At 63.3% G+C, this 14,463-nt stretch carries 11 protein-coding genes and 1 tRNA gene; 6 read left to right on the forward strand and 6 right to left on the reverse strand.

The annotated features are described in order from the left end of the window. Positions 1-25 precede the first annotated feature (25 nt). The 3 genes from P3T25_RS08695 to ompR all read right to left on the reverse strand — a co-directional run bounded on the left by P3T25_RS08695 (position 26) and on the right by ompR (position 3,038). The gene (locus P3T25_RS08695; RefSeq protein ID WP_154563139.1) at positions 26-574 is read right to left on the reverse strand and encodes a peroxiredoxin; all 549 of its coding nucleotides are present in this window, start codon (positions 572-574) and stop codon (positions 26-28) included. 189 nt (positions 575-763) lie between these two features. Further along, positions 764-2,113, reverse strand: coding sequence for an ATP-binding protein (locus P3T25_RS08700; RefSeq protein WP_054039512.1), 1,350 nt, complete (start codon positions 2,111-2,113; stop codon positions 764-766). Positions 2,114-2,303: 190 nt separating this feature from the next. Further along, a complete protein-coding gene (gene ompR, locus P3T25_RS08705; RefSeq protein ID WP_006048917.1) occupies positions 2,304-3,038 on the reverse strand; it encodes a two-component system response regulator OmpR in 735 nt (244 codons plus the stop codon). A gap of 229 nt (positions 3,039-3,267) precedes the next feature. Between ompR and P3T25_RS08710 the strand changes: the two genes are divergently transcribed. From P3T25_RS08710 to P3T25_RS08720, 3 genes are all read left to right on the forward strand, one after another. Then, on the forward strand, positions 3,268-3,600 hold the full coding sequence (locus P3T25_RS08710) for a hypothetical protein (protein WP_154563167.1): 333 nt from the start codon (positions 3,268-3,270) through the stop codon (positions 3,598-3,600). Positions 3,601-3,782: 182 nt separating this feature from the next. Beyond that, positions 3,783-5,423: a DUF1800 domain-containing protein gene (locus P3T25_RS08715; protein WP_429357897.1), complete on the forward strand. Its 1,641-nt coding sequence runs from the start codon at positions 3,783-3,785 to the stop codon at positions 5,421-5,423. Between the two features lie 127 nt (positions 5,424-5,550). Beyond that, on the forward strand, positions 5,551-6,768 hold the full coding sequence (locus tag P3T25_RS08720; protein WP_266238937.1) for a DUF1501 domain-containing protein: 1,218 nt from the start codon (positions 5,551-5,553) through the stop codon (positions 6,766-6,768). A 53-nt stretch (positions 6,769-6,821) separates the two neighbouring features. Here the strand turns inward: P3T25_RS08720 and P3T25_RS08725 are convergent, their stop codons facing one another. Beyond that, entirely contained in the window at positions 6,822-7,646 is an 825-nt protein-coding gene (locus P3T25_RS08725) for a squalene/phytoene synthase family protein (protein ID WP_168435810.1), read from the reverse strand. A gap of 219 nt (positions 7,647-7,865) precedes the next feature. Between P3T25_RS08725 and P3T25_RS08730 the strand changes: the two genes are divergently transcribed. After that, positions 7,866-7,952, forward strand: a tRNA-Leu gene (locus tag P3T25_RS08730). Positions 7,953-8,064: 112 nt separating this feature from the next. Here the strand turns inward: P3T25_RS08730 and P3T25_RS08735 are convergent. Beyond that, a complete protein-coding gene (locus P3T25_RS08735; protein WP_429357898.1) occupies positions 8,065-8,358 on the reverse strand; it encodes a hypothetical protein in 294 nt (97 codons plus the stop codon). Positions 8,359-8,872: 514 nt separating this feature from the next. Here P3T25_RS08735 and P3T25_RS08740 point away from each other — a divergent pair. Together P3T25_RS08740 and P3T25_RS08745 are read left to right on the forward strand one after the other, a co-directional pair. Further along, on the forward strand, positions 8,873-12,298 hold the full coding sequence (locus P3T25_RS08740; RefSeq protein WP_429357899.1) for a DUF2339 domain-containing protein: 3,426 nt from the start codon (positions 8,873-8,875) through the stop codon (positions 12,296-12,298). Continuing rightward, positions 12,295-13,818: a DUF3999 domain-containing protein gene (locus P3T25_RS08745; protein WP_429357900.1), complete on the forward strand. Its 1,524-nt coding sequence runs from the start codon at positions 12,295-12,297 to the stop codon at positions 13,816-13,818. The genes P3T25_RS08740 and P3T25_RS08745 overlap by 4 nt, the downstream gene beginning before the upstream one ends. 162 nt (positions 13,819-13,980) lie before the next feature. Here P3T25_RS08745 and P3T25_RS08750 read toward each other — a convergent pair whose 3' ends face one another. After that, complete coding sequence (locus tag P3T25_RS08750; RefSeq protein ID WP_154563151.1) at positions 13,981-14,433, reverse strand: MarR family winged helix-turn-helix transcriptional regulator; 453 nt, start codon at positions 14,431-14,433, stop codon at positions 13,981-13,983. Positions 14,434-14,463 lie beyond the last annotated feature (30 nt).

Consider the following 14,463-nt stretch of genomic DNA (forward strand, 5'->3'; position numbering starts at 1 on the left):
TTCACCTTCAGCAGCAATATGCGGATTACAGCGTTGCGCCGCCGATCGGGCGGTTGCAAGGGCACTCTTCGTCCGTTTGCAGAGCGTCGAGAATACGCAGCACTTCTGTCGGGTTGCGGCCGACGTTCAGATTGTTCACCGAAACGTGTTGAATCGTATTGTCCGGATCGACGATGAACGTTGCGCGCAGCGCCACACCAGCTTCCTTGTCGCGCACGCCGAGCTGGTCGATCAACTCGCCCTTCACATCACCAAACGAATAGTGGTTTAGCCGGCTCAGGTCCTTTTGCTCGCGGCGCCAGGCCAGCTTGACGAATTCGTTGTCCACACTGCCACCGAGCAACACCGCGTCGCGCTCGTCGAAATCCTTGACCAGCTTGTCGAACTCGACGATTTCGGTCGGGCACACGAACGTGAAGTCCTTCGGATAGAAATAGATGATCTTCCACTTGTCCGGAAACGACTGCTCCGTGATCTCTTCGAACGCGGACACGCCGTTTTCTTCATGGTTGTTGAAGCCCGGCTTGGCCGCAGTGACGGTGAACGCTTCGACTTTATCGCCAACGGTTTTCATGCAGGGGCTCCTTCGTGAGATGGAAAAACAGCATGTTTGACGCTATCAGCTCGTCGGAACAACTACGTTGCACGTTTCCGAGTATGGCCCTATGAAGGTATCCGTTCAATAGTATCCATCTAACGCCTTGGGGGAGTTGTTACTCAACGCGGCCGGGGGGTGCACGGGCGACGCAACGCCCCTGCCGGTTCAGGCGCCTTTTGCGAGCGGAAACTCAATCGTGACCTCGAGGCCCGGGCCTGGTGTGCGATTGCGCAGACGCAGCGCGCCGCGATAGCGGCCTACCAGCCGCTGCACGATGGCCATGCCGAGGCCCGTGCCGTTCGCCTGGGTACGCGCGGAATTCACGCGATAGAACGGTCGCGTGACAAGCGCCAATTGGTCTTCAGGAATTCCGGGCCCCTCGTCGACCACGGACAATTCGACCCGCGAGTGCGATACCCGCGTTTCCAGAATCACGTGCGGTATGCCGTCGCCGTCGCTCAAACCGTACTTGCGCGCGTTCTCCAGCAGATTGCCGACCACGCGCCGCATGTCGGTCTCATCCGCCTCGATCACCGCCGATGGCGCGAGGCGCGTAATCAGCCGCATGCTGTCCTCGCTTTGCATCCGCGCGGCAAGCTCGCCTGCGATCACCGACAGGTCGACGGGCTCCGGCACCCGCTGCACCGGGCGGGCGTAGTCGAGGAACCGGCCGATGATCATGTCCATCTGCTCGATGTCGTCAACCATCGCGTCTTTAGTGGCCTGGTCGGACGGGCTCATTTCGGTTTCGAGCCGCAGCCGCGCGAGCGGGGTGCGCAGATCGTGCGAAATACCGGCGAGCATCAATGCGCGGTCGGCCTCGAGCTGTTCGAGGTCCTGCACCATCTGGTTGAAACTGCGATTGGTCTCGGCGGCCACGCCCATGCCGCGCTCGGGCAAGGGCTCTGGCGACTGGCCTGAGCCGACCTTGCGCGCGGCCATGGCGAGCCGGGCGAACGGACGGTTCACGAGACTGGTGATGAACGCCGCGCCGAAAAGTGACAGCGCCAGCGCAAATACGCCCCAGCCGGCCCATTGCAGGCCCGTCGCGTTGTCCAGTTGATCGCGGTCGAGCGCCACCCAGTAATCGTCGTCGTCGATCTTGAAGCTGATCCAGACGCCGGGGATGTCGTTCACGCTCTGTGCAATGACCGTGTCGTCGCCGAGACGGCCACGAATGTCGTGTTCGATCAGCCGGTTCAGCGACTCGTCGGGCTGGAGTTTGTACTTGTCGGTGGTTTCGCGCGGGTATACGCGCACCCCTTCATTGCTCTCCAGATCCTGCAGCAGGGCGCGCCGCAGATCGGGATCGGAATAGAGGAGTGCGGTGCGCGTGAGCTTGACGATGGCGACCAGTTGCAACGCCACGCGCTGCGCGCGCGGCTCGCGTTCGATCACCCGAAAGCTCTGGAACCACGCGGCGAGACTGACTGCGATCAACAGCGCGATCAACAGAAAGGTCCGCCAGAAAAGGCCGCCGAACGCGAGCGTCAGGAGGCGCCGGTCGATCCGCATGGGCCCTTCTTATCTGGAACTATCTTGTAGGGGACCAGAGATAAGGCGCTAAAGCGCCAACTCTGGTCGACCGCTTTGCATGGGACCAGAGATAAGGCGCTAAAGCGCCAACTCTGGTCGACCGCTTTGCATGGGACCAGAGGTAAGGCGCTAAAGCGCCAACTCTGGTCGACAGGAGGTGAGCGCAAACTCAGGCTGCACCGTCAGGAATGAACACGTAGCCGAGGCCCCAGACGGTTTGAATGAAACGCGGGCTGCCCGGATCCGGTTCGATCAGCTTGCGCAGACGCGAAATCTGCACGTCGAGACTGCGGTCGAACACTTCATATTCACGGCCGCGCGCCAGTTCCATCAGTTTTTCACGCGACAGCGGCTGACGCGGGTGACGCGCAAATACCTTTAGCACCGAGAACTCACCCGTGGTCAGCGGGATTTCCTGGCCGGCCTTGGTGAGCGTGCGGGTGGCCAGATTCAGCGCGAACTCGCCGAACTCGAACACCTCGGTGGTTTCGGACGGCGCCCCTGGCAACTCCGACGGCGATTGCCGGCGCAGCACTGCGTGAATCCGCGCGACCAGTTCGCGCGGGTTGAACGGCTTGGGCAGATAGTCGTCGGCGCCCATTTCGAGGCCGACGATACGGTCGACGTCTTCACCCTTGGCCGTCAGCATGATGATCGGCGTGCGGTCGTTGCTGCCGCGCAGGCGGCGGCAGATCGACAGGCCGTCCTCGCCGGGCAGCATCAGATCGAGCACCAGCAAGTCGAAGCGCTCACGCACCCAGAGCTTGTTCATGGACGGCGCGTTCTCGGCAACGTAGACATTGAAGCCCTGTTCACCGAGGTAGCGGCGCAGCAGATCGCGCAGGCGCGGATCGTCGTCGACGACGAGGATTTTCGAAGGGTTTTTGGTTTCCATGGTCGGCATCTTAGCGCGATTAGAAAGTAGCGCGCGGTTGCATCATTTATCGGGTTACAGTCAGTTACAAAATTTACCCGCACTGTGGCACGACGTAAAGCACGGGCAGGTAGACTCCTTTACTGAATGCGGCTGTTCGGTGGATACTTCACTCGACTAAAACTCTCGCACCCGGCTCGCTACCGGGGTTTGTATACGCATTTGAGGTAGCCGGTTGCCGCGCCACGAAGGGAACAACATGAAGGGAGGGGTTTGGCCGAATGTGCGCCTGAGCGTAATTGCACTGGCGATTGCCGGTACGCTTGCAGGCACACTAGGACCAACGCTCGCCCACGCCCAGCCTTCGGCCGACAGAGCTGCAAGCGAACGTACGCCAAAACTGCCTAATTCCAAAGCGAGTCGCCGCAACCCCAGCGTCACTAACGACCGCCCTGCGTCAGACGTGATGTTGCGCACCGCAGTTCCCCCCGATCTCGATCAACGCCGTCGTGATGGTCATATGACGCCCGACGAACGGCGTCTGTTACGGCAGCACATCGAAGACGCTGTCCGCGAGCTCTATAAACGGTAGCTATTTTCGTGCCTGCTCCCGGGCATGCCGGTCGCCCGCCGGTCGCTGTTTCTCCGCGCGTGAAAGATTTCGTTGCACTTCCCCCGTCAACTTTCCCGTTCCATCTGCCGTTGAGTTGCCAGAGCACAGCGCGTTTCGCATGCGCGAATGCCTTTCCGTGATGCCCCGCAACCGGATGACCGATGATGAAAGTGCTGACAGGCGGTAAAGATGCGCGCTGGCTGGCAGTCATGGCCACGGCGTTAGTGGCCGTGACGTGGTGTGCACCGGCGCCGGCCGTGCAGCAGGGCGCCCCTACCTCTCATGCTCCCCATAACAAGCATCGCGCGCCGTCTGCCGCGTCTGCCGTTTCCGTGGCCGACGAGGACATCCTCGACGCCGACGACGCCCGCTTCTTCCTGACGCGCGTCGGCTTTGCGCCCGATAGTGGCGAGGTCGCGCAATACGTTGGCCTCACACGCGAGCAGGCAGTGGACAAGGTGCTCGCGACAGCCCGAACCGAAGCTGTCACACCGCTGCCGGAGTGGGTGCTCGAACCGGTCCCGACGCGCGACATTCGCAAGACATGGACGGACGATCAACGTCGCGACGAGCAGCGGCTGCGCGGCCAGCGTTACGAACTATTACGCGCGTGGTGGGTGCGCGAGATGCTGGGCACGCCGTCGCCGCTGACCGAACGCATGACGCTCTTCTGGCACAACCACTTCACGTCCGGCCAGGACAAGGTCCAGTATCCGCAGCAGATGGCGCAGCAAAACATGCTGTTGCGCCGTGACGCGCTCGGCAACTTCGGCGAACTGTTGCACGACGTCGCGAAAGATCCGGCGATGCTGCAATACCTCGATGGCGCGAGCAATCGCAAGGGCAAGCCCAATGAAAACTTCGCGCGTGAAGTGATGGAGCTGTTCACGCTGGGCGAAGGGCACTACACACAACGCGACGTATCGGAAGCCGCGCGTGCCTACACCGGGTGGAGCCTCGATCCCGACACCCAGGCGTACGTGTGGCGCGCCAACCAGCACGACGATGGCGACAAGACCGTGCTCGGTCAAACCGGGCCGTTCGACGGCGATCAGGTGCTCGACATCCTGCTTGCGCGACCGGAGACCGCGACTTTTGTCACGACCAAGCTGTGGCGCGAGTTCGTCTCCGATACACCGGACCCCGCTCGCATCGCGCCGATCGCCGCGCAGTTCCGCGCGAGTCACTACGATATCAAGGTCGTGCTGCGCGGCCTTTTCATGAGCGACGCGTTCTGGGACGACGGCGATCGCGGCGTCCTCGTGAAATCGCCGGTTGAATTCGTGGTTGGGACACTGCGTGCGTTCGACATCGGCTACGACAACACGGCACCGTTCGCCGCGCAGATCCGAACGCTCGGCGAGAACCTGTTCTACCCGCCGAACGTCAAAGGATGGCCGGGCGGTACGATATGGATCAATAGCTCGACGCTGCTGGCGCGCAAGCAATTCGTCGAGCAACTGTTTCGCGCGACTGAAACCGCCCGTCCGCAGCGCATGAACAATCCGGTAGGGGCAAAGATCGCGGCGAGTGGCGCACCAGGCAACATGCAGGCGAGTCCGCCGATGCAGCACGCGATGGCGCGTGTCGGCCCGGTCGGCCAGGGTGGCGTACGCTTTGACATCGACACGTGGCTTGCGCATTACAACACAGCGCCGACGGCGAAGCCGGGGCTGTCGGCGGAGCTTCAGTTGCAGCACGCGGTCTTGCCGCTCACACCGGTCGACGCGATCGAAACCGATTCGACCGCCAGCGCTTATCTGGAGGCGTTGCTGATGGACCCGGCTTATCAATTGAAGTGAGGAAGTGAGCAGCGCGGACCGGCGACGGAATTGAGCTGCTCATCCGTGTAACGCCGATGAGCAGCGCAAATAAACGATCCGTCGACGGCGGCACGACACGCGCCATGACAATCGAACGAGGTGCAGGATGAAACGGCGCAGCTTTCTCTCGATGGGCGCAGCCGCCGGCGCGACGCTGTGGTTGCCACACGCGTTCGGTGCGCTGGCGGCAGAAGTGGGCGGCTCAACGAATCGAGGTTACGGCAACCTGCTGATCCTCGTCGAACTGAAGGGCGGCAACGACGGTTTGAATACCGTGATTCCGTTTGCCGATCCCACTTACTATCAGCTGCGTAAAAACATCGGCATCAAACGCGAGCAGGCAATCCAGCTCGACGAGCGTACCGCGCTGCATCCGTCGTTGCAGCCGCTGATGCCGCTTTGGCAGAGCCAGCAACTGGCGATCGTACAGGGCGTCAGCTACGCGCAGCCGAACCTGTCGCATTTCCGCTCGATCGAGATCTGGGACACCGCGTCGCGTTCGGATCAATATCTGCGCGAGGGCTGGCTCACACGTGCGTTCGCGCAGGCGCCGGTGCCCGCGGGTTTTGCAGCCGACGGCGTGGTGATCGGCAGTGCCGAAATGGGACCGCTCGCCAACGGCGCACGCGCGATTGCGCTGGTCAATCCGGCGCAGTTCGTCAAGGCTTCGCGCCTCGTCACGCCGGTGTCGCTGCACGAGCGCAATCCGGAGTTGGCGCACATTCTCGACGTCGAGAACGACATCGTGAAAGCCGCCGATCGTCTGCGTCCCACGCAAGGTCAGGCGCAATTGAAGACGGTGTTTCCCGGTGGCGCATTCGGCGGTTCGATCAAGACGGCGATGCAGGTGCTCGCGGCTGGAAATACCCCGCAAGGCCAGCCGAAGAGCGGGCAGGGCGTCGCGGTGATCCGTTTGACGCTGAACGGCTTCGATACGCACCAGAACCAGCCGGGTCAACAGGCGGCGTTGCTCAAGCAACTGGCCGATGGGTTTGCGTCGATGAAGTCGGCGCTGATGGAACTCGGCCGCTGGAACGAGACGCTGGTGATGACGTACGCCGAGTTTGGCCGGCGCCCGCGTGAGAATCAGAGCAACGGCACCGACCATGGCACCGTGGCGCCGCATTTCGTCATGGGCGGGCGAGTGCGGGGCGGTTTGTACGGCGTGCCGCCGGTGCTCGCGCGGCTCGATGGCAATGGCAACTTGCCGGTCGGCGTCGATTTTCAGCAACTCTACGCGACCGTGCTCGGGCCGTGGTGGGGACTCGACGCGTCTGCGATCCTGCAGCAGCGGTTCGAGCCGCTGCCGTTACTGCGCGTCTGATGATGGACGGCGTTGGCTCATCAGCATGAGCTGGCGGCCGTTGCGTCCGCCGCTTACCTCGCGCGCCACGCGATCCAGAGTTTGCGGATCGGCGTCAACGCAATGCGCTGATGCAGCACGTGATAGCCGTCACGTTCGATTTCATCCAGCAGCGCCAAGGCAAGTGCCGCCTGCGCCACGAGCGTGCGCTGCGAGCGGCGCTCATTCGCGGGCATGGCAGCGAGCGCTGCTTGCAACGCGTCGCGCGCCCGCTTGGTCTCGAAGCGCATCAGCTCGGTAAACGCATCGGAGTATTTCCGATTGATCAGATCCGCAGCGGTGACGTTAAAGCGCTGCATTTCATCGATCGGAATATAGATGCGGCCGTGGCGCGCATCATTGCCGGTTTCGGCGACGAACTGCGCAAGCTGCAGTGCCTCGCCGAGCGGCGCGGACCAGTTCGACGCCTGCGCGGTGTCTTTCGCCGTAGCACGCGCGACCAGCGACGCGAAGGTGCCGCCGACGCCTTGCACATAGCGCCGCAGATTCGGGTAGTCGAGATAGCGCGCCTGGTCGAGGTCCATTTCGAAACCGGCGAGCAAGGCCTGCAACTCGGGATATTCGGCCTCGACGTTAGGCAGATAAGCCGCCAGCGCCTTGGAAACCGGATGTGACGGTGAACCCGAAGCCAGTGCGGCGAGCTCGTTTTGCCACCACGCGAGTTTGGTGCGGCCGATGGCCGGATCACTGGTTTCCTTAACGGTTTCCTCGAACTCGCGACGCAGCGCGAACAGCGCGGTCAGGAGCGGTTGGCTTGCCGCGGACGCCTGCCGAAGCGCATAGTAAGTGCTCGATCCGGGCGGCGCCGCTTTCTGGTGGCAGTATTCGTCGAAATTCACGGGATAGGAATGTGGGGAAGGGCAGGCGAACAGGGGCACGGTGTGCGTGCGTTTAGCCAAAAATTGTAGCATCGACGCCCCGCGGGGCGATGCACGAGCAAATGCAGACAAGTGCGAATCAATCGGTTAGAATCTCGCGCTTACGCTTTCGGGCGCGGGTTTTAACGCGGCCGTGAGCATGCAGGACATCGGGTAGAACGCACAGCGCTTTGCCCGGCTGCGAGGGTGGCGAAATTGGTAGACGCACCAGGTTTAGGTCCTGACGCCCGCAAGGGTGTAGGGGTTCGAGTCCCCTCCCTCGCACCATCCCTGTGTAGTAGAGAACCCGTTAAGCAGAGAACCCCGTTAAGTCTTTGGACTGGCGGGGTTTTTTGTTTTTCGTGTGACTTCGCGCCAGGCCTTGCGTGCCCGGCTGCGCTCAAGCGTCCGGTGCTGGCGGTTGCGCTTCGGCTTGCGTGCCTGGCAACTCGGCTTGCACGGCGCCTTCGAGAAAGCGGCGGGTCGATTCGAACGCCTGCAGCATCTGATCGGGCCACGGCGTTTGCAGCATGACCGCCTGGTGGTTTTCGAACGACGATGACAACAGTTTTGCCAGCTCAGGCGAGCGCAGATGACGCAGCAGCACACTGACGGCGATCGCCGTCGCCTGGCTCGCGCCGGCGGTTTGAAGTTCCGAGGCGGTGAGGGCCGCTACCTGTTTGTTGATGTCCACTGAAGCTTCCCTGGATGAAATGGGGGTGACTGAAGGCCTGGTGGCCGATCCCGAATTTTGACATGGTTGGCGGGTTGCCGCGAACGCGGCTGCCTCGCCGGGTCTGCCGTGTTCGAAGTGTGACGATGGTTTTCAGCGCGGTCAGGCTATTAAGCAATATGGAGTTGGGCACCGCTGCCGGATTTGTCCATGTAATCGGTGTGCCCATCGAGTTGCGCCTGAGATCGGGTGCTATCCGTTGTCACCCATATTGCGTAGATTGTTAATGCACGCTATACGCTCGTGCCTACCCGCCGGCGGATTAATCTGGGGAAACAAGCGCGCAAAGTTGGGAAAAACCGATATGCATCAGCAAATAAGCGTGACGATTCGACTGCGCTCGCTCGATGGCTCGAAAGCGCGCTTTGCGTGGTATTCTGCGCGCCGATTTTCGCCGTATTGCTGACGCGATATTCTCGGATTAATCCGGGCGACAAATGGATCTCGCAACAGAAGACAATAAAAGAGGGATGCGATGAGCGTGATATTTGCCGTGATCGGCGTGGTGGTCGGGATAATCGCCGCCGTGTCGAACGATTTCTCGATCGGCTTCGGTGCGTTGATGGGCGGAGTGGCCGGGGTTGCGCTCGCACGTCTGCTGCAAAAGAAGCGCCCGGGCATCGCGAACGAACCAGCGTCCAAGCCTGTTACGGCCGATATCCTGAGCCCATCCGGCGAACTGGCCGCGCGCGTCGAGCAACTTGAGCGCGAGATCGTCGCTCTGCGCGGCGAGATCCACGAATTGCGGGCCAGCGTCACCGGCGCATCGGTGACTGAAAGCGCGGATGGTGAGCCCGCGACGTTCAAACTGCGTCCGGCCAATGTCGTGCCGCGTTCGTACGCGATGCCGCCCGCGGCGGGGCAGAAGCCGCATCGCGAGTTTCAGGCAACGCCTACGCAGCCGGCAGCCGTACGCTCGACGGTGAGCGCCAGCGCGGTTACGCCGCCCGCGATGGCCGGTATGCCCGCGTCAAGCGAACCGAGCGCATCGAGCACGCTGAATGCTGAGTCACTCAGCCCAATGGCGTTGCCGCCGTCCGCCGGATCGCCTCTGCCGTTGTCGCCTCCTGCCGGGCCAGCGCTTTCCACCGACCCTCTGCCAGCGCAAACCCCGCCAGCACCACCGCGCGGTCCCGGTCTCGCTGAACGCCTCTTCAAAAGTGGCCGTGACTGGCTATTTGGCGGCAACACGGTTGTGCGGGTCGGCATCATCGTGCTGTTCTTCGGCATTGCGTTCCTGCTCAAATACGCGGCCGACAACAGCCTGCTGCCGATCGAATTCCGCCTCGCCGGCGTTGCGCTTGCGGCAACCGTGCTGATCGGACTCGGCTGGCGCATCGGCGAGCGCCGCGGCGCCTACGGGCTGATCCTGCAGGGCGGTGGCGTCGGCGTGCTCTATATGACCGTGTTCGCCGCAACCAGGCTCTACCATCTGCTGCCGGCGGGCGCAGCCTTGCCGTTGATGATCGCGATCTGCGGCTTGAGCGCGTTTCTGGCGGTGCGGCAGAACGCGTCGTCGCTGGCCTTCATGGGCAGCGCAGGCGGTTTCCTCGCACCGGTACTCCTCTCGACGGGCGGCGGCAGTCACGTGATGCTGTTCAGCTACTACGCGCTGCTCAACGCGGGCATTTTCGCAATCGCGTGGTTCAAGACGTGGCGGCCTCTGAACCTGCTTGGCTTCGTGTTCACGTTTTCGATCGGCGCCGCATGGGGCGCGACGGCTTACCGGCCCGAGCTGCTTGCCAGCACCGAACCGTTCCTGATCCTGTTCTTCCTGATGTATGTCGGCATCGCGTTGCTCTATGCGGTGCGCCGCGAGGTCGCGCTCAAGCATTACGTCGACGGCACGCTGGTGTTCGGCACGCCGCTCGTCGCGATCGGTCTGCAAGCGGCGATGATGAAAGGCACCGAATTCGGTCTCGCGTGGAGCGCGGTGGCGCTGGCCGCGTTCTACCTCGCGATCGCGGGCTGGCTGGCGCGGCGGCGCGCGCACCTCGGCATGATGTTCGAAGCCATGCTCGCGCTGGCCGTGATCTTCGCCACGCTCGCTGTCCCGCTTGCTTTCACCGGACCGACCACGAGCGCGACCTGGGCAATCGAAGGCGCCGCGATCACCTGGCTCGCTGTGCGTCAGCGGCGCCTGATCGCGTTCGGCTTCGGCTTGCTGATGCAACTGGCCGCGGCGGGCGCGTATGTGGTCGGCACGCTCGCGCAGATCGATGCAGCGCATGCCTGGCCGGTGCTCAACGGCGCGTACATCGCGAGCGTGCTGATCGCGGTCGCGGGCATCTTCACGGGATGGCGGTTGCATGGGCGCAGCGAGGCGGGCGCGTGGCATGCATGGATGCCGCAGATCGGTCTTGTCGCCGGCGTGTGGGGGTTGTTGTGGTGGGTCTCTGGCGGTCTCCACGAAATCGACGCGTACGCGCAGGCGCATCTTGCATATGATCGCGATCGTTTCGAGACTGCCGTCGTCGCGCTGTTCGCCGTTCTGACAGCGTGGCTCGCGCACGGCGCGCGCCGCAAGCTTCGTTGGCCGCTCGCCGAACTGCCGGCGCTGGCGCTCGTACCGGTTCTCGCTCTGCTGATGTTGAGTCTGTTCATGTTGAGCATGGCGCCGGTCAGTGGTTACGGTTGGCTGGTTTGCGCGGTCGTCGCCGCGTCCGCCTACTCGCTGCTGTGGCGTCAGCAGCGCGACGTCGGCGATCGTGTGCTTGCGCCGCTTCATACACTGATGTTCTGGACAGCCGGCGCGCTCATCGCGCTCAAAGGCTATTGGGGCTTGCGCGCCTACGTGCCGGAAGGCGCATGGAGCTGGAGTGCGTGGGCTTATGGCTTCGGCATTCTGCTGCTGTTGGTGGCGGGCGTCGGGCATCGTTTGCGCTGGCCGGTCGCGCGTTTCGTAACGGCTTATCAGGTGTGGGCAGCGGCGCCGCTCGCCGCCTTGCTGTGGGTGTGGAGCATCGCAAGCGTGACGAGCGACGGTAGCGCCGCGCCGCTCTTCTGGCTACCGATTCTCAATCCGCTGGATGTCGCACAGATCCTCGCGTTCGTCGCCTGCGCCGTGTGGCTGCGGCGGCTGCGCGCACTCGGGGTGCACTGGCATCCGCGAGCGTTCGACTACGCAGTGCTCGCGACGCTGTTCCTATGGTTCAACGCATTGCTGCTGCGCACGCTGCATCATCATTTCCATGCGGCGTACGATGTCGATGCGGTGCTGGCGTCGTTCAATTTCCAGCAGGTGTTTCTGGTCGGCTGGAGCGCGTTTGCATTTGCCGGGCTGTGGCTCGCGCGTCGCGACAGTATTGTGCGCTTGTGCGCGATCGCATCGACGCCGCTCGTGCAGGTGATGTGGATGTGGACGTTCTATGCCAACCTGACTCAGGACGGCGGCGCGTGGGCGCGGCTGCCGCTGCTCAATCCGCTCGACCTGGTGCAGGCGGTGATTTTTGCGCTGGCGGCGTTGTGGCTCGTGCGCATCAGCCGCCTGGGTGTGCCGGTCGGCGAATACCGTGTGCCGTTGCAGGTGGCGGTCGGCGTGACCGGATTCATCTGGCTCAACGCGATGCTGCTGCGCACGCTGCATCATTGGATCGGCGTGCCGTATCAGCTCGACGAGATGTCACGCTCGATGCTCGTGCAGGCTTCGATATCGGTGTTCTGGACAGTCTGCGCATTGGCTATGATGATCTGGGCAACTCGCCGGGCCAGCCGGATATTCTGGTTCATCGGCGGCGGCCTGCTGGCGGTGACCGTCGTCAAGCTGTTCCTGTTCGATTTGTCGCACGTGACGGGTATCGAACGGATCGTGTCGTTCATCGGTATCGGCCTGATGCTGCTGCTGATCGGCTACTTCTCGCCGTTGCCGCCCAAAGCGGCAGTTCTGGAAACTGAGCAATGAAGCGTGTCTTGATAGCGGCGGGGTGGTGTCTTGCGATCTCGTCTGTGTGGGTATCGACGGCGTCCGTTGCGGCCGATCGTTTTGCACAGCGTTTTGCGCTCGAACTCGAAAGCGGCGCCGCTTATTACAGCGTGACGCTCCCGGCTGCCGTCTACGCTGCCAGCCAGCGCAACGATCTCGGTGATGTGCGCGTATTCAATGGCGCCAGCGAACCTGTGCCTTATTCGCTCGACGCGCCACGTGAGTCGGCCCGCGCACCGGCCACATTGCGGCCGGTGCACTGGTTTCCCTTGCCGCCCGCCGCTTCCGGCAGCACCGGTGCGCCACTCGGCGTGACGATTGCCGCCGACGGATCGCTGCGGGCAACGTCAGCGCCGCCCGATCGCGCACAACATGACACCGACCTGATCGACGTCACGCGCGAGGCGCGGGGCGAAGCTCGGGTCGAGGCATTGGTCGTGCATGTGCGTGACGACAATTACCAGGGGCGCGTCAGCGTCGAGTCGAGTGACGATCTGCGCAACTGGCAACCCGCGGGCGAGGCGCAACTGCTCAAGGTCAGCTACAACGGCAGCACGCTGAGCCAGGATCGCATCGAACTCAACGGGATGCGCGCGCGTTATCTGCGCTTGCACTGGCTCGACGGCGCGCCGTATGTCGAATCGATCGACGCTCAGGCGCAGGTGGCCAGCGCCGGCGCGGCGCAGCGCGCAGACATGCAACGGCAATGGCGCGAAGGTATCGTTGCTCGCCCGGGGCCGAAAACCGGCGAATATTTCTTCGAGACCGGCGGGCCTTATCCCGTCGATCGTTTGCGCCTGAATCTCCCACAGCCGAATACCGTGGCGCCGGCCGTCGTCTATTCGCGCTCGGGTCTGGAGACAGCGTGGCGAGAGGTATCGAGCGCGACGCTGTTCCGCTTGCACAATGGCACGGTGGAGCAAAGCAATCCATCGCTTGAAATGGCGCCCGACACGGATCGTCAATGGCGCGTGGTGGTCGACACCCGCAATGGCGGTTTGGGAAGCGGCGCGTTGACCGTCGCCGCGGGCTGGCGTCCGGCGACGCTCACGTTCGTCGCGCGCGGCGCTGAGCCGTTCACGCTGGCGGTGGGGAGTGCTGCTGCGGTGTCGTCGGCGGTGAGCCGGGCGGATCTGCTGATGGGCGCTTCGTCGGTTGCCGTGGCGGCGCGGCTGGGTGAGGAACTGCCCGTTGGGCAGGAGGCTGATGCGCAGTCATCGGGCAAAGACCCCGATGCGATGCGGCGCTATATGTTGTGGGCCGCTTTGTTGCTGGCCGTCGGCTCGCTCGGCGCGATCGCCTGGCGGCTTGCGCGTGGCGCTCAGGGGCAGGCCGGGGCTCAGGCTGGGGGAGTGGCCGATGGCGGCGGTGGAGTGGGTGGCGCGGCCGGCGCCGGCGGATTGGCAGGCGATGCGCTCGGCGGGTCAGGCGCGGCGAGCGCTACAGCCAAGGACGCAGGCACCGCCAGCGCTGACGGTCAAAGCACCGAAAAGAAGTGACTTCGGTGCGGGCGTATTTCGGCGTAGAGGATTGCAAGAAGCCGAGCAATTGGAACGTGCCGAGGGGCTGCACTGCAGTCGCGGAATCGCGCCGCACAGAGCGATCGCGCGGCGCCAGAGGATTGCATGGCGCGGGCACGCCGCGGCTGCGCGCGCCGTTACTTACTCCTCGCGCTCCGACATCGTGTTGATGATCTTGTCCAGCGCCCCGCCGAACGCGAGTTTTTCCTGTTCGTCGAGGCAGTCGAACATATCCCCGTTCCACTTACGCGCGATCGGCATCACCTTGCGATAGAGCGCGCGGCCTTCAGGGGTTAGCGACACCAGCACGACGCGCCCGTCTTCGGCGCTCGGTTCGCGCTTGACGAGTCCTTGTTTGATCAACGCCTCAGCCGCACGGCTCGCCTGACTCTTGTCGAGGTTGGCGTGCCGCGCCAGTTCCATGATCGAAAACGGTCCAAACGAGCCCACCGACGCAACCACCCTTGCTTCAGGCAATGTCACGCCCAGTTTGTCCTGATAGCGCTCGCTGATGCCACGCTCGGCGAGTTTGTTCAGGACATGCAGACGGTACGTAAGCAACTGTTCGAGTCCGGTTCTGGCGGAGGCCTTCATTGTCTTCCCGTGATGAGTGGCGCGGTCGTG

This window comes from Paraburkholderia sp. GAS32, assembly GCF_050434225.1.
Lineage (GTDB): Bacteria > Pseudomonadota > Gammaproteobacteria > Burkholderiales > Burkholderiaceae > Paraburkholderia > Paraburkholderia madseniana.

Coding starts and splice junctions, on each gene's coding strand:
- P3T25_RS08695 (WP_154563139.1), bottom strand. CDS start 574: ATGAAAACCGTTGGCGATAAAGTCGAAGCGTTCACCGTCACTGCGGCC.
- P3T25_RS08700 (WP_054039512.1), bottom strand. CDS start 2,113: ATGCGGATCGACCGGCGCCTCCTGACGCTCGCGTTCGGCGGCCTTTTC.
- ompR (WP_006048917.1), bottom strand. CDS start 3,038: ATGCCGACCATGGAAACCAAAAACCCTTCGAAAATCCTCGTCGTCGAC.
- P3T25_RS08710 (WP_154563167.1), top strand. CDS start 3,268: ATGAAGGGAGGGGTTTGGCCGAATGTGCGCCTGAGCGTAATTGCACTG.
- P3T25_RS08715 (WP_429357897.1), top strand. CDS start 3,783: ATGATGAAAGTGCTGACAGGCGGTAAAGATGCGCGCTGGCTGGCAGTC.
- P3T25_RS08720 (WP_266238937.1), top strand. CDS start 5,551: ATGAAACGGCGCAGCTTTCTCTCGATGGGCGCAGCCGCCGGCGCGACG.
- P3T25_RS08740 (WP_429357899.1), top strand. CDS start 8,873: ATGAGCGTGATATTTGCCGTGATCGGCGTGGTGGTCGGGATAATCGCC.
- P3T25_RS08745 (WP_429357900.1), top strand. CDS start 12,295: ATGAAGCGTGTCTTGATAGCGGCGGGGTGGTGTCTTGCGATCTCGTCT.
- P3T25_RS08750 (WP_154563151.1), bottom strand. CDS start 14,433: ATGAAGGCCTCCGCCAGAACCGGACTCGAACAGTTGCTTACGTACCGT.